Below are 18,117 nucleotides of genomic sequence, written 5' to 3' on the forward strand. Positions count from 1 at the left end.
AATCTCGCTCTCACACCGCAGGCTGGTGGAGGGGGGGTGCCCCAAACGACTCGCGTGGTGGAGAACCCCCTCCACCATCGCTCCGCGATGGTCCCCCTCCCCGTGCCGGGGAGGATGGCGTGATCATCGGTCTCGGCTCCGACCTCTGCAATATCGAGCGCATCCAGACCGCGCTCGACCGGCATGGCGGCCGGTTCGAGGCGCGCTGTTTCACCGAGGTCGAGCAGGCCAAGGCCGCCAAACGCCCCTTCACCCGTGCGGGCACCTACGCCAAGCGCTTCGCCGCCAAGGAGGCCTTTTCCAAGGCGGTCGGCACGGGTTTCTCGCGGGGCGTGTTCATGCGCGACATCGGTGTCGTCAATCTGCCCGGCGGCGCGCCAACCCTGTCTTTGACCGGCGGCGCGCGCGAACGGCTTGACGCGATGACCCCGGCGGGCCACGTCGCCCATATCCACTTGACCATGACCGACGATCACCCCTGGGCGCAGGCCTTTGTCGTGATCGAGGCACGACCGGAAGTTTCCGCATGAAGGACGCGGTGTTGGACACGAACCCAGGCTCGCCGACCCATCAGCCGGGGGGCGACCCGACGGTGGGCGCACCACCACCGCCCCAGGTGCCGGCCAAGAAAAAGGGCACCGACTGGTGGGCCGAGGTCAAGGGGCTGTTCTGGCTGCTGCTGATCGTGCTGGGCTTCCACAGCTTCATCGCCAAGCCCTTCTACATCCCGTCCGAATCGATGCTGCCGGGTCTGCGCGTCGGTGACCGGCTGGTCGTCAGCAAGTTCGCCTATGGCTGGTCCTATATCTCGCCGACCATCCCCAACCCGGTCGCGATCTTCAAGTCGGTGGTGCTGCGCCAGCCCGAGGCGAGCTGGAGCTATCAGCTGCCCTTCATCCATGGCCGGGTCTTCGGCTCGCTGCCCAGGCGCGGCGACGTCGTGATCGTGACGCCGCCGGGCACGCATAACGACTATATCAAGCGGGTGATCGGCCTGCCCGGCGATACGCTGGCGGTGCGCGACGGCACGGTGATCCTGAACGGCAAGCCGGTGCAGCGCGGTCCGCTCCACTATATCGACATCCCCATCGACACGAACAGCCCGTGCACCGACTATGGCGACCAGGCGCGTGTCCGTACCGCGAACGGCCAATGGGTCTGCCACCTGCCGATCGTGACCGAGACGCTGCCCAATGGCCGCCGTTACGACACCGTCGAAATGGGGTGGAGCCCAGGCGACAATTACCCGGCGATCACCATCCCGGCCGATCACGTCTTCCTGATGGGCGACAATCGCGACCGTTCGGCCGACAGCCGCTTCTCGCTGGCCGAACTGGGGTTGGGCGGGGCGGTTCCCTATGAGAATATCGGCGGCCGGGCCGAGTTCGTGACCTTCAGCCTGGACGGCGATACGACGCTCAACCCGGTCACCTGGTGGACCTCGCTGCGGTCGGGCCGGGCGGGCCTGTCGCTGCACCCGACCACCGTGAAGACCGGCGACGGCACCCCGCAATGAGCGACCAGGCCCCGCTGACCGACCGCCCGGCCCCGATCGAGTTCCGGGAGGGCTTTGTCCGGCGGGAGCTGACGCGCGCGGCGATCTGGCTGGGGCTGATCGCCGCGATGGCGGTGACGGTGCTGCTGGTCCAGCCGCTGCTGGTGATCTTTGCCGGGCTGGTCTTCGCCACGCTGCTCGATGGCGGGGTGCGGCTGCTCGGCCGGGTGCTGCCCATCGGGCGCGGCTGGCGGCTGCTGATCGTCGTGCTGGCGGTGACCATATTCCTGCTCGGCACCTTCTTCCTGACCGGCGTCGAGGTGACGCAGCAGGTGACGCAGCTTCGCTCCACGCTGGAGACGCAGGCGGGCCGCGTGACCGGCTGGTTGGCCGAGCAGGGCATGATGCCCAAGACGTCGGACATCAACGGCCTGCTCAAACAGTCGGTGGGGTCGATCGGCAAGCTGACCTCCTGGGTCGGGACGGCGGTGGGCGCGGTCACGACGATGTTCATGATCCTGATCATCGGCCTGTTCCTGGCGATGGACCCCGAAGGCTATGCACGCGGCCTGCAATGGTTCGTGCCGCGTGCCGCCCGCGCCGAATTCGCGATCACGCAAGGGCGCGTCATGTCCACGCTGCGCCGCCTGCTCGCCGGGCGCCTGCTGGGCATGGCGGTGGAGGGGGTGCTGACCGGCATCGCGCTGATGATCGGCGGCGTGCCGATGGCGCTGCTGCTGGGGATCATCGCGGGCATCCTGGCCTTCATCCCCAATATCGGGGCGATCATCACCGGCGCGCTGATGATCGCGGTCGGCTTTTCGGCGGGGCAGGACACGGGTTTCTGGGCGATCGGCACCTATCTGATCGTGCAGACCTTCGACGGTTATGTCGTGGTGCCGATGGTCGCCAAGCGCACCGTCGACCTGCCGCCCGCGCTGACCCTGTCGACCCAGATCATGGCGAGCGCGCTGTTCGGTATCCTCGGGCTGGCGCTGGCCGATCCGATGACCGCCATGGCCAAGTCCGCGCTCCAGCGCCGGTCGGAACGCGAGGCCGAGCAGGACGGCGAGACCGCCCGCGCCGAGGTCGATATTTAGAGTCGAAAACGATCAACTCTGCTCACCCCTCCCCTTCAGGGGAGGGGCTAAAACCGTGCAATGCTGATCGCTTTCAACTCCAAGACCGGTCGACATTCGGAGCGGATCGTCCTTACTCCTCCCCTGCAAGGGGAGGGGTGTCACCGGCGGCGATCGTTGACCACCTCTTTCAGCGGGACACCCCTCCGTCAGGCCTTCGGCCTGCCACCTCCCCTTGCAGGGGAGGAATGGAATGAATGACGATCGGCCTGGTAAGCCCGCGCCACTCTACCCGACCAGCGCGGGTTCGAGCGGCCCCGTCTCGGCCCCTGTCTCACGGGGTGCCCGGCGGCCTCGTGCCGCGACGATCGAATCGAACAGCGCCAGATAACGCTCGGCCGAATCCTGCCCCGGTTGCGGCACGGGTTCGGGGCGCGGCACCACCGGGTCGAGCCAGTGGCGAAGCGCCGCGACCAGCGCCCCCAAATCCTCGCGCGGGACGATCGTGCCCAGCGAGGGATGGGAGACGATCTCATGCACCGCCGGACTCGAATCGGTCGCGACCACCGGCGTCCCGACCGCCAGCGCCTCGCGCAGCACGCCGGGCACGCCTTCATAGTCGGAGGGCAGCGCCACCACCTGCGCCGCCGCCATCGCGGCGGGCGCATGGGCGCTGTGGCCGGGCAGCGATACCCGGTGCGACAGGCCCAGTATCTCGATTTGCGCGGTGAGAGCCGGGCGCAGGCTGCCCTCGCCCAATATCGTCAGGCCGACATCCTCGGGCAGATGGGTCATCGCGGTGATCAGCCGGTCCCAGCGCTTCTGTGGCTCCAGCCGCCCGACGCCCAGGATGCGACGGCCCGGCGCCGTGACGTGTGGAGCGGCCTTGGGGTCGAGCAGCGTCGGCGGATTGGGGATGACCGCGACCGACAGCCCGGTGGCGCCCTGCGCTTCCCGCGCGGTCGCCGGGGTCATCGCGACCAGCGCGTCCAGGAACAGCCGGTGTCCCGCCAGCCATTGCCGCTGGCCCCAGGCGATCGGCAATGGCTGGTCGCCGCGATCGACCGCGTTGGACATTTTCGCGACGATCGGCGGACAGGCCCCGGCCAGCCGCGCGCGTGTCCAGGCGGCCATGGCGGTATAGTGATTGCCCGGACAGAAGACGATATCGGGCCGCACCCGCTCGATCGCCGAAGGCAATGCACGGCACAGCCCGCCATAGCGTTGGTGCCCCAGCGTCACCGTCTCGACGCCCATCGGCACGCCGCCCTGGAACTGGCCGGCCTCGTCGCCCAGGATCAGCGTGACGCGCCGGCCCCGGTTCAGCCAGCCGGGCAGCATCCGGCCCAGTGCCGCTTCCACGCCGCCGCGCATCGCCAGGGCATAGGTCAGGATATGATCGGCGGGCATAGGCTCCGGGGGACATGGGGCGGGTCGATAATCGGAGCGCTAATCGCCGCTTGTCGCTGAATTATGTCAGTTTCAGCCCTAAGGTGGACACAATCGCGCGACAGAGGATGAATTCTTATTCAGGTGCGAGAAAGCAGTGTTGAGGTTAGCGGGCGCCACCGGCGAACGCCGCCGAGGAATCTCCATAACGTGCAGAATGAACGAGATGATCCCATGACCCCGCAACAGGCCCTGCCTGGCGGCCTGGCCCCCGGAGCGGGCGGCGAGAGCGGCCCGGTGGCGCGCGACATGGCCGCGCTGGAGCCGTTGAAGACGGTCAAGAACCGCTGGCCCGCCATTATCGGCGGCGTGCTGACGCTCGCCATGATCGTCGGGTTGGGGCATGAACTGCTCGGGCGCGGTCTGGTCGGCCTCAGCCATTCGGTGCCGACCAATCCGCTCTTCTACATCGTCTTTGTCGGCCTCTACATGGCGCTGCCGATCGGCGACTATATCATCTTCCGGCGGCTGTGGGGCATCCCGATCAGCGGCATGGCCGCGCTGATCCGCAAGCGGATCGCGAACGAAGTGGCGTTCAGCTATTCGGGTGAGGCCTATTTCTACGCCTGGGCGCGCGCCAATGCGAAGATGGTCGCCGCCCCCTTCGGCGCGGTCAAGGACGTCGGCATCCTGTCGGCCATTGCGGGCAATGCCATCACGCTGCTGATGATCGGGCTGGCCCTGCCGGTCGGTCGCGAGCTGCTGACGCCGGAACAGCTGCGGCTGGTCTGGGGATCGATCGCGATCGTCATGGCGACCTCGCTGCCTTTCCTGATCTTTTCGCGGCGGGTCTTCTCGCTCGATCGCAAGACCCTCTGGTGGGTCTTCATGGTCCACTGCATCCGCCTGATCGCCAACTCGCTGCTCGTCGCGCTGGCGTGGCATTACGGGATGCCCAGCGTGTCGCTGGGCATGTGGCTGTTCCTGTCGGCGGCGCGGCTGCTCGTCTCGCGCCTGCCGCTGGTGCCCAACAAGGACCTTCTTTTTGCCAATTTTGCGATCCTGTTGATCGGGCAGGATCAGGAATTGAGTGAGCTGATCGCGTTCACCGCGGCACTGACCCTGCTGGTCCATGTCGTGCTGATCGCAGGGTTCGGTCTGACGGCATTGGTTCGGAAGGTGCGCGCATGATTCGCGTGATGAAGATGATGGTGGTCGCTGTGGTGACCGTGGCGGCCGTGCCGCAGGTGGCGGGTGCGCAGGTGCTGGGCAGCGATGCGGCGGCCTGCACCAATGGCGGCGGTCCCGCCATCCTGGCGCGGATCGAGGGACTGAAGGACCGCAAGGGCAACCTCAAGCTAGAACTCTATCCGGCGAACGAGGAGGATTTCCTGCAGGACGACGGCGTGCTGGTTCGCGCGGGCAAGACCTTCCGCCGTGTCCAGGTGCCGACTCCGGCGGGCGGCGGGCCGATCGCGATGTGCATCCGCGTGCCGCATCCCGGCCGCTATGCGCTGCTCTTCACCCATGACCGCGACGGCAAGAACAAGTTCAATTTCTGGAGCGACGGCGCGGGCTTCCCGGCCAATACCAAGCTCGGCCGCCGCAAGCCGCCGCTCGCCTCCGCGCTGATCGATGTGCCCAATGGGGTGGCAACGACGACCATCCGAGCCCAATATCTGCGGGGGCTGGGCGGTTTCGGCCCGGTGGATTGAGGGAACGGACGATGCGCATCGTCGACGTCAACGAATTCTACTCCCCCACCGGCGGGGGCGTGCGGACCTATATCGACCGCAAGATGTCGATCCTGGCCGAGATGGGCCATGAGCTGATCGTGCTCGCGCCCGGCACCGAGGACGTGGTCGAGGAGCGCCCCGGCGGCGGCAAGATCATCTATATCAAGGCGCCGCGCCTGATCCTGGACACCAATTACGGCATGTTCTGGGACTCCGCGCCGGTCTGCCGCCTGCTCGACGAGCTGGACCCCGACATCGTCGAGGTTTCCTCGCCCGCCAAGCCCGCCTGGTTCGTCGCCGGGTGGCAGGGGCGCGCGAAGAAGGTCTTCTTCATGCACAACGACAATGTCGGCACCTATCCGGTCCGCTGGCTCGACGGCCTCGTCGCGCAGGAGCGGGTGGAGGACTGGTTCAGCTGGTACAGCCGCTACATGAACCGCTTCCTCGACCATTACGACCTGGTGCTGTCCAACGGCCCGGCGCTGGTGAAGCGCCTGGGCAAGCGCGGGGTGCGGGTGGACGAGGGGATTCCGCTGGGTATCGAGCGGCATTTCTTCTCGCCCGACCACCGCGACGAACGGTTGCGCACCGCGCTGCTGGCGCAGTGCGCGCTGCCGGAGGGCGCGCATCTGCTGCTGGGGCTGGGGCGGCATCATCCCGAAAAGCGCTGGCCGATGGTCATCGACGCGGTCGAGCGGGTGGCCTCGACCCGGCCGGTCGGCCTGATCCTGATCGGCGGCGGCGTCGCCAGCCGCACGCTGGAGAAGCGGATCGCGGGCAGCCCGCACATCCGCCTGTTCCGCCCGGTCTATGACCGCCCGCGCCTCGCCCGGATCATGGCCAGCTGCGACGCGCTGGTCCATGGCTGCGAGACGGAGACGTTCGGACTGGTGGCGTCCGAAGCGCTGGCCTCCGGCCTGCCGCTGGTGGTGCCGGACTATGGCGGCTGTGCCGAAGTGGCGAACCCGCTATTCGCCGAGACCTTCCGCGCGCGCGACGGGGCGGCCTGTGCCGAGGCGATCGAGCGGCTGCTGTCGCGCGACCAGCGCGTGCTGCGCAATGCCGCGCGCGTAGCGGCGGGCAAGGTGTTCAGCGACCGCGACCATGCCGAGGCGCTGATCGCGCGCTATCAGCAATTGCTCGACCAGGGCACTCAGTTGCAGGCCGTCGCCTAAGCCGGAACGGAGCTTTCGCAGCCCTCGCGAGTCTGTCATCATGACAAAATGTCATGGGAGACGGTCGATGAGTCGTGGCTTCGCAGTCGTGATGGGCATCATGCTGGCGTCCTCGGGCGCGGCACGGGCGGCCGACCGTCCCCCGATTGAAAGCTGGGGTAAGCCCGGCGTCACCTTCGACCAGTATCGCACCGATTCGGTCGAGTGCGCGAAGATCGGCTATTTCCGTGACGTCTCGCAGGACGATCCGGCGAAGCGGTTCATCACGGGCTTCACGGCGGCAGACAACAACCTGAACGGCGGCGGCGGTGCCAGCGACTGGATCAATTCGATTCTGCGGACCCAGCCCGACCGGCAGAAACGCCGACTTCATGCGATCCAAGTCGGTGATGTCGAGCGTTGCCTGGCGGACAAGGGCTATTCCCGCTTCCAGCTCTCGCGCGGTGAAGTGAGGACGTTGAAGCGTTATCCGGCCGGGTCAGAGGCGCGGCATCGGTATCTGCATCAACTGGCGGCGCGTACGGAGGCTGCGTCGTGACGCGGGCGGTGGTTGCGCTGGCCCTGCTGGCCTGTTCCGCCACGGCGTCGGCGGCCTCGCGCGATCGGGTGGCAAGCTGGGGCAAGCCAGGCATCCACTATGACCAGTATCGTGCCGATTCGGTGGAATGCGCCAAGATCGGTTACTTCCGCGACGTAGCGCAGGACGAACCGGCCAAGCGCTTCATCCGGGGGTTCGAGACGGCGGATCGCCTGATGAATTTTCCCAGCCCCGCCGACGCTGGCGATGACTGGATGTTCTCTGTTCGCCGCACGCAACCGGATCGGCAAAAGCAAATGCTTCAGGCGATCCAGGTCGGCGATGTCGAACAGTGCCTGACGGGCAAGGGCTATCGCAAGTTCATGCTGACCACGAGCGAGGAAAAGGCCCTCCGCCAATATCCGCGCGGGTCGGAGGCGCGGCATCGCTACCTCCATACGCTGGCCGCGCGCTGATTCAGGCGGCGAGAAGGTCCGCGTAGCGTGACGGCCGATGCGTACGGGCGAGGCGCGCATAGGTCTTGTCGATGCTGTCGAGCAAAGCGGGCACGCCATTGTCGCCCGGATGCACCGCGACACGGGCGACTGGCGTCGGGCGCAGGCCATGGCGCAGCACGGCGGCGGCGGCGAGCGAACTCAACTGCCGCCCGCGCGAGCGACTCGCCCAGGTGACGACGGGGCCGCGTGCGATAATCTTGCCGTCAGTCGGCGTCCAGACGCGGAAATGATCCTCCGCCAGTCCGAAACCCGCATCCCCCAATGCGAGGCGTGCTTCATCCGAATAGAGCCAGGCGGGCGCGATGAAGCCGGTCGCGCGGCGGCCGATGATATCCTCGATCAGCGCGGTGCCGCGCTGCATCCGCCGCAGGGCTTCGGCGCGGGGCAAGCCGACGAATTCGCCTTCGCCGGCGGTCATGTGCCTGGCCTTCAGCGCAGTTTTCGAGTCGGTATGGACCATGTCGTCCTTGTGCGACCAGCCATGGACGAACATCTCGATCCCCATGTCCGCCCAGTCGCGCAGGCGCGTGGCGAAGGGCGTGCCCGGCGCGATCGGCGCGCTGTTCCAATGGTCGGGGATGACCAGCATGGCCAGGCGCGGACCGCCCAGATGCCCCGACAGCCGGTCGAACAGCGCGTCGACCGCTCCCTCGAACCGGGGGGACACGTCATGGATCGAGGCGAGAAGGCGTTTCATCGCGCGGATTTATAGACGCGGATCATCTCATTGCCCATCGGCAGTTTCGCGGCCAGCCGATAGCCATCCGCCATCGCCGCCAGCACGCGCGCATGGGCGGCGGCTCGCTCGCCATTATAGGGTGGGCGCATCACGACGACGGCGGGGTGCTGCGAGAGGATGCGGGTGATCTCCGCATCCTGGTCGACGCCGGTCGCCCCGGCTTCGCGCGCGCGGCTGAGATGCGCAGGGACAATCCAGTGCGACAGGGTGCAACGCTGGGTCGCGACATAGAGCATGGTGCTGCCCGAATAGACGTACAGGCACCCCGGCCCCTTGCCGACCGCCTGTGACAAGGCGGCGAACTCGGTCGCGTCGCCGCGCTCGTGGCGCAGGGACAGCAGCACGATCTGCCCTGCCAGCGCCACGGTCAGCAGCAGGGCCGGGGTATGACGCCGCCGCCAGTCCTCGCGGCCCAGCATCGCGGCGGCGGCTGTGCAGGCCGGAAGCAGGATCGGCAGGCCATAATGGTCGAACCACGGCCGGAACAGCAGCACGCCGACCACGCCCGCGCCCAGCCAGACGGCGAGGAACGTCCGCTCGCTGTCGCGCTCCGTCCGCTTCAGCCCCAGCACCGCCAGTGTGACGATCGGCGACAGGATCAGGACCATCTGCCCCAGATTGCCCGCCAACTCGCCCAGCGGATCGGGATTGCGATGAAAGATCGAGAGGAAATTGGCGTAGAGAAAGGCGTCCCACTGCCCGATCGCGGCATAGACGCCCGCCGCCAGCGCGGTCGGCGCGAGCGATACGGCAACCAGTGCCGTGCCGTAGAGGACCAATGCAGCCGGTGACCGGCGCCGTCGCCATTCGCTGGCGAGCAGCCAGAGGCCGAACACCACCCCCTCGAACACTGCCGAATATTTGATCTGGAGCACGATGCCGACCAGCGCCATCGCGAGCAGTCCCAGGCTGCGCACCCCCCGCCGATCCGATTCGAGGATCGCCCAGGCGGCGCCCATCATCACCAGATTGTAGAAGACCGGCGCCTGTCCGCCCTGACCGCCCAGCAGGTCGAGCCACAGAATATAGGCGATCCCCGCCGCCGTCGCGCCCGCGCCCCAGCCGAGTCGCTCCGCCATCCGTGCGATCAGCCATGCGGTCGCCACCACGCTCGCCAGTGCCATCATCTGATAGACCCAGATGCCTGCCGGAAAACCGAAGGCGGCGGGTATGGCATAGAGCAGGAAAAGCCCGACCGGCTTGCGGTCCCAGACGTCGACGAACGGCCATGCCCCCTGCCACATCGAATGGCCGGTGAAGAAATAGAACTCCTCATCGACATGGACCACCGGATTGCCGAAGGTCAGCGCGCGGGCGACCAGTGCGACGGCGAGTAGGATCAGGAGGCGGTTCGGGTTTAGAATTGTAGAGCGGTCGAAAGATGGCATGCGGGTATCCCGAACGAGCCCCTCCCCTTCAGGGGAGGGGGTGGGGTGGGGCCTGTCGACGGGCGCAGGGCTTGCGGAAGCGCCCCGCCCCCGGCCCCTCCCCTGAAGGGGAGGGGAGATTAGCGGGTCGCCGTCACGAAATAATCGAGCGCGGTCGAGTCGCTGACCATGAAGCCCTTGGTCGGCGAATAACTCAGTCCTCGCACGTCGCGCACCGTCAGCCCGGCCTCGGTCAGCAGCGCCGACAGTTCGTCAGGCGTCAGGAACTTCGACCAGTCATGCGTGCCCCTGGGGATTCGCCCGGTCCCCTCGGCCAGCGTGATGAGCGCCAGCTTCGACAGCGGCGTGCGGTTGGGCGTCGACAGGATCATCAGCCCGCCCGGCGCCAGCGCATCGGCCAACCCGCGCACGAATCGCGCCGGATCGGACACATGCTCGATCACCTCCAGCGAGGTGACGAGATCGAACGTCTCGCCCGCCAGCCCCTCGACGCTGCCCGCGCGGTAATGAATCTCGAGGCCCGACTGTGCGGCATGGGCGGCGGCGACCGCGACATTCTCCGGCGCGGCGTCAAGCCCCGTCACCTCTGCGCCGAGTCGCGCCAGCGGCTCGCACAGCAGCCCCGCGCCGCATCCGACGTCCAGCGCGCGCTTGCCCTTCAAGGGCGTGAAGCCCTGACCATCGGCGTTCCAGTGCAGGTCGATCTGCTCGCGAATATAGCGCAGCCGGGGCGGGTTGAGTCGATGCAGCATCGCGCTCGACCCCTTGGGGTCCCACCAATCCGCCGCCATCTTTCCGAAATGTGCGGCTTCGGCCCCAATAATGGTAGAATCGTTCAAATCGCTTGCGTTCGTCATGGGGGCTACCTATCAGGACCGCCGTTTTACCCCAAGGAGATTGGCAAAAACCGCATGGCCCGTATCGTGATGAAGTTCGGCGGCACCTCGATGGCCGGAATCGAGCGCATCCGCAACGTGGCGGCGCGGGTCAAACGCGAGGTGGAGGCGGGCCATGAGGTCGCGGTCGTCGTCTCCGCGATGGCGGGCGAGACCGACCGGCTGGTCGGTTTCTGCCGCGAGGCCTCGTCGCTTTACGATCCCCAGGAATATGACGTCGTCGTCTCGGCGGGCGAACAGATCACCAGCGGGTTGCTGGCGATCACGCTCCAGGCGATGGGCGTCCCCGCCCGGTCGTGGCTGGGCTGGCAGCTGCCGATCCATACCGACACGGCGTTCGCCAAGGCACGGATCGGCGAGATCGACACCACCGCGCTCGACCAGAGCCTCGCCAGCGGCGTGGTCGCGGTGATCCCCGGTTTCCAGGGCGTGGCCGAGGGCAACCGGGTCACGACGCTGGGGCGCGGCGGTTCGGACACCAGCGCGGTGGCGGTCGCCGCCGCCATGAAGGCGGAACGGTGCGACATCTATACCGATGTCGACGGCGTCTACACGACCGACCCGCGCATCGTACCCCGCGCGCGGAAACTGTCGAAGGTCACCTATGAAGAGATGCTGGAACTCGCCAGCGTCGGTGCCAAGGTGCTCCAGACCCGCTCGGTGGGTCTGGCGATGAAGGAACAGGTGCGCGTGCGGGTGCTCAGCTCGTTCGAGGACGCACGGGACGAAGACGGACATCGCGGCACGTTGATCGTGGGCGAAGAGGAAATCGACGATATGGAACGCCAGCTTATCACCGGCATCGCGCACGACAAGAACGAAGCCAAGATCACCCTGACCGCCGTGCCCGATCGCCCCGGCGCGGTCGGCGCGATCTTCGCGCCGCTGGCCGATGCGGGGATCAATGTGGACATGATCGTTCAGAACATCGCCCATTCGACCGGCTCGACGGACGTGACCTTCACCGTGCCCTCGGCCGATCTGGCGCGCAGCCTGGACGTGCTGGAAAAGGCGAGCGGCGAGATCGGCTATGGCAATCTGGTCCACGACACCCGCGTCGCCAAGATCTCGGTCGTCGGCGTCGGCATGCGCAGCCATGCGGGCGTGGCCTCGACCATGTTCCAGACGCTGGGCGCGCGCGGGATCAACATCCTCGCCATCACCACGTCGGAGATCAAGGTCAGCGTGCTGATCGAGGAGGATTACACCGAACTGGCGGTGCGTGTGCTGCACACTGCCTATGGGCTGGACGCCGAAGCGGCGTAATCGGTCGGCCCCTCTTCGGTTGTGTCCGGGGAGGGGGCTTTTTGTTCGCGCGAAGCCGCGAAGACGCGAAGCGCCTTCAAGAAGAATGGTTCGCGCGGAGGCGCGGAGACGCGGAGGGGGTGTATCCAGCCGCGCCGCCGCTCCCTTGTCAACCATCGTTGATGAAGTGATGGCGCTGCCGCGCGCCGGATATCTCCGCGGCTCCGCGTCTCCGCGCGAACAAACTCTTCGCGTCATCGCGGCTTCGCGTGAACCAAAATCTTGCCGTCCGCCCCGCTCCACGGCATGGAGCAAAGATGACCGATACCCTGACCACCACCACCGGCGAACAGCGTCTCGCCACCCGCATGGCGCGCGGCGCGGAGTTCCTTGGCGCCGACATGGCGATCATGGCGGGCGCCATGTCCTGGGTGTCGGAGCGCAATCTCGTTTCCGCCATGTCGAACGCGGGCGGCTTCGGCGTGATCGCGTGCGGCGCGATGACGCCCGAGTTGCTCGACACGGAAATCGCCGCGACCAAGGCGATGACGCAGCGCCCGTTCGGCGTGAACCTCATCACCATGCACCCGCAGCTGTTCGACCTGGTCGCGGTCTGCGGCCGTCACCAGGTCGGCCATGTCGTGCTCGCCGGCGGCCTGCCCCCCAAGGGCGCACTGGAGGCGATCAAGGACACCGGCGCCAAGGTCATCTGCTTCGCGCCCGCGCTGAGCCTCGCCAAGAAGCTGATCCGCTCGGGCGTCGACGCGCTGGTGATCGAGGGCATGGAGGCGGGCGGCCATATCGGCCCGGTTTCGACCAGCGTGCTGGCGCAGGAAATGCTGCCTGAGATCGCGGCCCAGCTTCCCGTCTTCGTCGCGGGCGGCATCGGCCGGGGCGAGGCGATCGCGGGTTATCTCGACATGGGCGCGGCGGGCGTTCAGCTGGGCACACGCTTCGTCTGCGCGACCGAGTCGATCGCGCATCCCAATTTCAAGAAGGCGTTCATCCGCGCCTCGGCCCGCGACGCGGTGGCGAGCGTGCAGATCGACCCGCGCCTGCCGGTCATCCCGGTCCGCGCGCTGAAGAATGCGGGCGGCGAACTCTTCACCGCCAAGCAGCGCGAAGTCGCCCAGGCGCTCGACGAGGGCAAGGTGGCGATGATGGAGGCACAGCTCCAGATCGAACATTATTGGGCAGGCGCGCTGCGCCGCGCGGTGATCGAGGGTGATGTCGAGCATGGCAGCGTCATGGCGGGTCAGTCGGTCGGCATGGTGACCAAGGAAGAGCCGATCGCCGATATCCTCGCCCAGCTGATGGCCGAAGCCGCCGCTGCGCTGGTCGCCCGCGCCGCCTGATCCTCCCCGGTACGGGGAGGTGGCAGGCCGAAGGCCTGACGGAGGGGGGCTTCCCCGAGGGATGCCCTTGATGGTGCGTCTCCTCCACCACCGCTTCGCGGCGGTCCCCCTCCCCATGCCGGGGAGGATTTCCACCCCTCGGACATACGCCTCGTTTCATCGCACGGGTTACGACGTATTAACCTTGTTTCGGCATGACGTGGCCCATAACCGGGGGGCGGGGTTTTCCGAGGATCAGGGTCATGGCGAGTTTGCGTATTGTATCGGGTTTGGCGATCGGCCTGTCGCTGGCGGGTTGCGCCGCGCGCGAAACGGCCAAGGTCGCGCCGCCGCCGGTCATGGTGCCGGCCCAGCCGCAATATGTCCGCGCGCCGATGCCCGCCGGTGCCACGCCGGGCATGCGAATCCCCGCGCTTCTGCCCGATGGCAATTACGCCACGCCCAATCGCTCGCTGACCAGCGCGGCCACCGTCTGGCACCTGCGCTCGGGCCTCAACGTCGCCGCGCTGGCCTGTCGCGGACCGGATGAGGGGCAGATCGTCACCCGCTACAACACCATGCTGACCGTCCAGCGGATCGAGCTGGCGGCGGCGGAAAAGCGCTATTCGGCGGAGTATCAGGCGCAGGGCGGCGACTGGCGCGACAATTATGACGACGCGATGACCCGGCTCTACAATTTCTTCTCGATCACGCCGGTGCGCAAGACCTTCTGCGCCGCCGCCGACGAGGTGCTGGCCGATATCAGCACCGCTTCCGGTTCGGCGTTCGACATGAAGGCGGCCGAGCGGCTGGACAAGCTCAACGCGCCCTTCATCGCCTTTTTCCGCGCCTATGACGCCTGGCGGGCGGGCACGATGGTGCCGGTGCAGCAGGGCGTCGCCCCGCTGTCCATCGCCAGCAGCGCGGCCCCCGCCATCGCCCCCGCCAGCGCGCCGAGCGGTCCGGTCCTGTCGAGCCAGCCGGTGCCCGCCGCCAAGCCCTATACCCCGCCGGTCATCAATCCGCCCTCGCTGAAGGTCGATCCGGCCGCGATCCGGTAAGCGTCAGTCGGCGATCCAGAACAGCGATTCGACCGGTCGGCCCAGGGCGCGCGCCAGCTTGAGCGCGAGCAGGGTCGAGGGCTGGAAGACGCCGTTCTCCACCGTGTTGATCGTCTTGCGGCTGACCCCGATCGCCTCGGCGAGGCCACCCTGGGTCAGCCCCGCCGCCTCACGCGCGGCTTTCAGGTCGTTGGCGAGCATCTCGTTCATCGGCTGGCGCGCAGCTCCAATGTGGCGAAGGCGATCAGCGCGGCCATCAGCCCGGCGGTGATCGTGATTCGACCCAGGGCCGCTGCACCCAATGGTTGGAAGGTCGACACCACCATGGTCGCCGCCGCCGACAGGATCATAGCCCAAAAGCCAGCGGCAAAACTTGATCGCCGGTGATCCTTGGTCGTCTCGTCATTCATGAGACGGGATATCGGTCCACACCGGCTCCAGCGGAACGGGAGGCTACTGAGGTTCAGGGCGGCCAGCCCGATTACGAACAGCCAGAGCAGAAGCCGGGGCGTGGATTCGCCGAGTCCCGCCAGGAACTGGATCGTCGTCATCAACAGCAATATCATCGCCAGCGCATAGAATAGCGCCGCCCGCATCTGGCTCCGCCGTTCAGCATTCTCCACGAGATTCATCACGACCTCCTGTAACCTATAGGTATCATGTAACCCGCAGGTAACAGGCGCGCAAGTGCCTTCCTTCCCCCGGATGGATGGGTTAACGGGCAGTCACCATGACGGTGACGGGAGAAGACCAGCCGAAGGGCGGCCGCTTCGAGGGGCAGGAGCATCGCTTCGCGGTGCGTGTCTATTTCGAGGATACCGACCTGTCGGGCGTGGTCTATCACGCCAATTACCTGCGCTATATGGAGCGCGCGCGTTCCGACATGCTGCGCGTCGCCGGGATCGACCAGCGCGCCGCGCATGAGGCGGGGCAGGGCGCCTATGCCGTCACCGATATCGCCATCCGCTATGCCGCCTCCGCGCGGCTCGACGACGACCTGATCGTCGAGTCCCGACTGATCGAGGTCAGTGCGGTGCGCGTCGTCATTCATCAGACAGTCAGGTGCGGGGCGGTCAAGCTGACCGACGCGCGCGTGACCGTCGCGTGGGTCGGCCCGAACGGTCGCCCGCGTCGGCAGCCCGCCGACTGGATCGCCATCTACCAACGCCTTGTCTGGCAAGGGGACACTCAACACCCATGAATCCCGTCTTCAACATGGATGCCGCCAGTTTGTCGCCCGTCGCTTTGTTCATCCACGCCGACTGGGTGGTGAAGTTCGTGATGATCGGCCTGCTGCTCGCCAGCATCTGGACCTGGACGATCATCGTCGCCTTTTCACGCAAGCTGGCGCGCACGAAAAAGGGCATGACCCGGTTCGAGCGCGATTTCTGGAAGGCGGAGGATATCGACGCCTTCCACCGGATGGAGCAGGACAATGAACTGCCCTCTGCGCGGGTCTTTTCGGCGGGGGTACAGGAATGGCGGCGCTCGACCGCGGGCGGGCATATCGACCGCGACGGCACGCGCGAGCGGCTTGCCACCGCGATGGGATCGGCCGTGGCGGGTGAGATCGACAAGCTGTCGGACCGGCTGAACGTGCTGGCGACGGTCGGCTCGGTCGCGCCGTTCGTCGGGCTGTTCGGCACCGTCTGGGGCATCATGCGCAGCTTCACCGGCATCGCGCAGGCGCAGAACACCTCGCTGGCCGTCGTCGCGCCGGGCATTTCGGAGGCGCTGTTCGCCACCGCGATCGGCCTGTTCGCCGCCATTCCGGCGGTGATCGCCTATAACCGGTTCAGCCACGGCGTGAACCGGGTCGAGGCGTCGCTGAACCGCTTCGCCGACGGTTTTCACACCACGCTCAGCCGCCAGCTCGACGCGGCGCGTTGAAAGGGTAGCGGCGATGGCCATGAACCTCCCCTCCCGCTCCGGCCGGGGGCGCCGCGCGCCGATGGCGGATATCAACGTCACGCCGCTGGTCGACGTGATGCTGGTGCTGCTCATCATCTTCATGGTGACCGCGCCGCTCTTGACCAGCGGCGTGCCGGTGAACCTGCCCGACAGCCGCGCCAAGGCGCTGGACCAGGAGCAGAAGCCCGAACAGATCGCGATCGACGAACAGGGGCGCATGTTCCTGAACGATGACGAGATCACCGAAGGCGACCTGCCCGCGAAGCTCGACGCGATCGCGGCGCGCAAAGGCCCCGACGGACAGGTGCCGCAGGTCTATCTGCGCGCCGACCGGGCGCTGGATTATGGCCGGGTGATGCGTGTGATGGGCGAGCTGAACCGCGCCGGGCTGAACCGCGTATCGCTCGTCACCGTAGAGGGCGGCGCGGGCGAGGGGGCGGGCGCCCGCTGATGGAGCGTGGGGAACGGACCGGGCTGGCGATCGCGGTCGCAGGGCATATCGTCCTGTTCGGCCTGTTGTCGGTCGGCTTTCTGTCGACGCCGAACCCGGAAAAGCTGAAGGTCACGCCGATCGACATCTCGCTGGTGAAGGATGTCGCGCTGGACGCCGCGTCGCCGACACCGAACCAGCAGGCGGCGCAGTCGGTGGCGCCGGAAGAAGGCGCGCCCGAGGACGCCGCGCCTCCCGAGCCGGTGGAGGCCGAACCCGAACCCCAGCCCGCGCCGCCGCCGCCCGCGCCTCAGCCGAAGCCGCAACCCAAGCCCCAGCCCAGGCCGGAGCCCAAACCCGAACCCGCGCCCAAGCCGCGTCCGGTGCCAAAGCCCGAACCCAAGCCCAAACCAGTGGAACGGCCGCAGCCCAAGCCGCAACCGAAGTCAAAGCCTGCGCCCGCCAAGCCCGCTCCGGCCAAGCCGGTCCGTGAGGCCAAGCCCGCGCCTACGCGTCCGACCCGGTCGGAAGCCAAGCCTGCGGCAGCCCCCAAGCCGACGACCCCGGCACGCGGCAGCGGCAAGAGCGAGACGGCGAAGACTACGCGCCCGCGCGGCTCGCATCTGGGTGCCGACTTCCTGAAGGGGCTGTCGGCCGATCCGTCGCCGTCCAAGTCGCAGGCCGCGCCCGCCGCCAGGATCGGTGCGCAGCAGCTGGCCAACATCGCCTCGGCGATCCTGCGGCAGGTGCAGCCCTGCGCCAACCGGCAGGTGACGCCGGGGCCGGGCGCGGAACGGATTCGTGTCGCGATCAACCTCCACCTCAACAAGGACGGCAGCCTGGCCGCTGCGCCGCGTGTCGTCGGGCACAGCGGCGTCGATGGCGAGAATGAGCGCTATGTCGATCGCGTCGACGATCTGGCGATCGCCACCTTCAAGGGCTGCTCGCCGCTGCGCGGGCTCCCGGCGGAGCTGTACGACGTACCGGGCGGCTGGAGCAATTTCACGCTGCGCTACAAGCTGCCGGGTTGAGGATGATCGGTCCGTCGCTTCGTCCCTGCCCGGTGTCGATCCCCTTTGACGCGGTGGCCGCGTGCCGGGCGACAGGCGCGCAAGGGATCGTTACCAAGGTGACGGCGGTTTTCACAAACTGTCCATTACGCGACATGCCATCGGCGCATAATGGAGCGCCCGGCGGCTGGAGC

At 67.4% G+C, this 18,117-nt stretch carries 21 protein-coding genes; 15 read left to right on the forward strand and 6 right to left on the reverse strand.

The features are described 5' to 3' along the window. Nucleotides 1–119: 119 nt before the first annotated feature. Genes acpS through BSZ14_RS10040 form a run of 3 tightly spaced genes read left to right on the forward strand, consistent with a single transcriptional unit; the run spans nt 120 to nt 2,595 of the window. The gene (acpS, locus tag BSZ14_RS10030; protein ID WP_076710804.1) at nt 120–530 is read left to right on the forward strand and encodes a holo-ACP synthase; all 411 of its coding nucleotides are present in this window, start codon (nt 120–122) and stop codon (nt 528–530) included. Then, a complete protein-coding gene (gene lepB, locus BSZ14_RS10035) occupies nt 527–1,516 on the forward strand; it encodes a signal peptidase I (protein ID WP_083748195.1) in 990 nt (329 codons plus the stop codon). Before acpS ends, lepB begins: the two co-directional genes overlap by 4 nt. Further along, nucleotides 1,513–2,595 carry an AI-2E family transporter gene (locus tag BSZ14_RS10040; RefSeq protein ID WP_076710805.1) on the forward strand — a complete coding sequence of 361 codons (1,083 nt, stop codon included), beginning with the start codon at nt 1,513–1,515 and terminating at the stop codon, nt 2,593–2,595. The genes lepB and BSZ14_RS10040 overlap by 4 nt, the downstream gene beginning before the upstream one ends. Nucleotides 2,596–2,862: 267 nt before the next feature. Here the strand turns inward: BSZ14_RS10040 and BSZ14_RS10045 are convergent, their stop codons facing one another. Continuing rightward, the gene (locus BSZ14_RS10045) at nt 2,863–3,984 is read right to left on the reverse strand and encodes a glycosyltransferase (RefSeq protein WP_076710806.1); all 1,122 of its coding nucleotides are present in this window, start codon (nt 3,982–3,984) and stop codon (nt 2,863–2,865) included. Between the two features lie 213 nt (nt 3,985–4,197). Between BSZ14_RS10045 and BSZ14_RS10050 the strand changes: the two genes are divergently transcribed. From BSZ14_RS10050 to BSZ14_RS10070, 5 genes are all read left to right on the forward strand, one after another. After that, on the forward strand, nt 4,198–5,154 hold the full coding sequence (locus tag BSZ14_RS10050) for a hypothetical protein (protein WP_042486660.1): 957 nt from the start codon (nt 4,198–4,200) through the stop codon (nt 5,152–5,154). Next, complete coding sequence (locus BSZ14_RS10055) at nt 5,151–5,678, forward strand: DUF2141 domain-containing protein (protein ID WP_076710807.1); 528 nt, start codon at nt 5,151–5,153, stop codon at nt 5,676–5,678. Before BSZ14_RS10050 ends, BSZ14_RS10055 begins: the two co-directional genes overlap by 4 nt. An 11-nt stretch (nt 5,679–5,689) precedes the next feature. Then, nucleotides 5,690–6,874 carry a glycosyltransferase gene (locus tag BSZ14_RS10060; protein ID WP_076710808.1) on the forward strand — a complete coding sequence of 395 codons (1,185 nt, stop codon included), beginning with the start codon at nt 5,690–5,692 and terminating at the stop codon, nt 6,872–6,874. Nucleotides 6,875–6,941: 67 nt separating this feature from the next. Then, nucleotides 6,942–7,412 (forward strand): hypothetical protein, encoded by a 471-nt coding sequence (locus BSZ14_RS10065; RefSeq protein ID WP_076710809.1) that lies wholly within the window; start codon nt 6,942–6,944, stop codon nt 7,410–7,412. Next, complete coding sequence (locus BSZ14_RS10070) at nt 7,409–7,867, forward strand: hypothetical protein (RefSeq protein ID WP_042486651.1); 459 nt, start codon at nt 7,409–7,411, stop codon at nt 7,865–7,867. Before BSZ14_RS10065 ends, BSZ14_RS10070 begins: the two co-directional genes overlap by 4 nt. A gap of 1 nt (nt 7,868) precedes the next feature. Here BSZ14_RS10070 and BSZ14_RS10075 read toward each other — a convergent pair whose 3' ends face one another. The 3 genes from BSZ14_RS10075 to ubiG form a co-directional block, all read right to left on the reverse strand. Next, nucleotides 7,869–8,606, reverse strand: coding sequence for a polysaccharide deacetylase family protein (locus BSZ14_RS10075; protein WP_076710810.1), 738 nt, complete (start codon nt 8,604–8,606; stop codon nt 7,869–7,871). Continuing rightward, entirely contained in the window at nt 8,603–10,036 is a 1,434-nt protein-coding gene (locus BSZ14_RS10080; protein ID WP_076710811.1) for a hypothetical protein, read from the reverse strand. Before BSZ14_RS10080 ends, BSZ14_RS10075 begins: the two co-directional genes overlap by 4 nt. A 119-nt stretch (nt 10,037–10,155) precedes the next feature. Then, on the reverse strand, nt 10,156–10,893 hold the full coding sequence (gene ubiG, locus BSZ14_RS10085; protein ID WP_076710812.1) for a bifunctional 2-polyprenyl-6-hydroxyphenol methylase/3-demethylubiquinol 3-O-methyltransferase UbiG: 738 nt from the start codon (nt 10,891–10,893) through the stop codon (nt 10,156–10,158). A gap of 54 nt (nt 10,894–10,947) precedes the next feature. Between ubiG and BSZ14_RS10090 the strand changes: the two genes are divergently transcribed. The 3 genes from BSZ14_RS10090 (at nt 10,948) to BSZ14_RS10100 (ending at nt 14,572) form a co-directional block, all read left to right on the forward strand. Then, the gene (locus tag BSZ14_RS10090) at nt 10,948–12,198 is read left to right on the forward strand and encodes an aspartate kinase (RefSeq protein WP_076710813.1); all 1,251 of its coding nucleotides are present in this window, start codon (nt 10,948–10,950) and stop codon (nt 12,196–12,198) included. 347 nt (nt 12,199–12,545) lie between these two features. After that, entirely contained in the window at nt 12,546–13,532 is a 987-nt protein-coding gene (locus BSZ14_RS10095) for an NAD(P)H-dependent flavin oxidoreductase (RefSeq protein ID WP_076710837.1), read from the forward strand. A gap of 242 nt (nt 13,533–13,774) precedes the next feature. Then, the gene (locus BSZ14_RS10100; RefSeq protein ID WP_139330402.1) at nt 13,775–14,572 is read left to right on the forward strand and encodes a hypothetical protein; all 798 of its coding nucleotides are present in this window, start codon (nt 13,775–13,777) and stop codon (nt 14,570–14,572) included. A 3-nt stretch (nt 14,573–14,575) separates the two neighbouring features. Here the strand turns inward: BSZ14_RS10100 and BSZ14_RS10105 are convergent, their stop codons facing one another. Beyond that, complete coding sequence (locus BSZ14_RS10105) at nt 14,576–14,782, reverse strand: helix-turn-helix transcriptional regulator (RefSeq protein ID WP_076710815.1); 207 nt, start codon at nt 14,780–14,782, stop codon at nt 14,576–14,578. After that, entirely contained in the window at nt 14,779–15,207 is a 429-nt protein-coding gene (locus BSZ14_RS10110) for a hypothetical protein (protein WP_139330404.1), read from the reverse strand. Before BSZ14_RS10110 ends, BSZ14_RS10105 begins: the two co-directional genes overlap by 4 nt. A 95-nt stretch (nt 15,208–15,302) precedes the next feature. Here BSZ14_RS10110 and BSZ14_RS10115 point away from each other — a divergent pair, with 95 nt between their 5' ends. The 4 genes from BSZ14_RS10115 to BSZ14_RS19635 are packed head-to-tail and all read left to right on the forward strand — an operon-like array spanning nt 15,303 to nt 17,944. Beyond that, nucleotides 15,303–15,773 (forward strand): YbgC/FadM family acyl-CoA thioesterase, encoded by a 471-nt coding sequence (locus tag BSZ14_RS10115; protein WP_076710817.1) that lies wholly within the window; start codon nt 15,303–15,305, stop codon nt 15,771–15,773. Continuing rightward, the gene (tolQ, locus tag BSZ14_RS10120; RefSeq protein ID WP_042486604.1) at nt 15,770–16,462 is read left to right on the forward strand and encodes a protein TolQ; all 693 of its coding nucleotides are present in this window, start codon (nt 15,770–15,772) and stop codon (nt 16,460–16,462) included. Before BSZ14_RS10115 ends, tolQ begins: the two co-directional genes overlap by 4 nt. Before the next feature lie 13 nt (nt 16,463–16,475). After that, nucleotides 16,476–16,934 carry a protein TolR gene (gene tolR, locus BSZ14_RS10125; RefSeq protein WP_076710818.1) on the forward strand — a complete coding sequence of 153 codons (459 nt, stop codon included), beginning with the start codon at nt 16,476–16,478 and terminating at the stop codon, nt 16,932–16,934. Continuing rightward, entirely contained in the window at nt 16,934–17,944 is a 1,011-nt protein-coding gene (locus tag BSZ14_RS19635) for a cell envelope biogenesis protein TolA (protein ID WP_076710819.1), read from the forward strand. Before tolR ends, BSZ14_RS19635 begins: the two co-directional genes overlap by 1 nt. The last annotated feature ends 173 nt before the right edge of the window (nt 17,945–18,117 follow it).

This window comes from Sphingomonas sp. Sph1(2015) (genome assembly GCF_001970915.1).
Lineage (GTDB): Bacteria > Pseudomonadota > Alphaproteobacteria > Sphingomonadales > Sphingomonadaceae > Sphingomonas > Sphingomonas parapaucimobilis.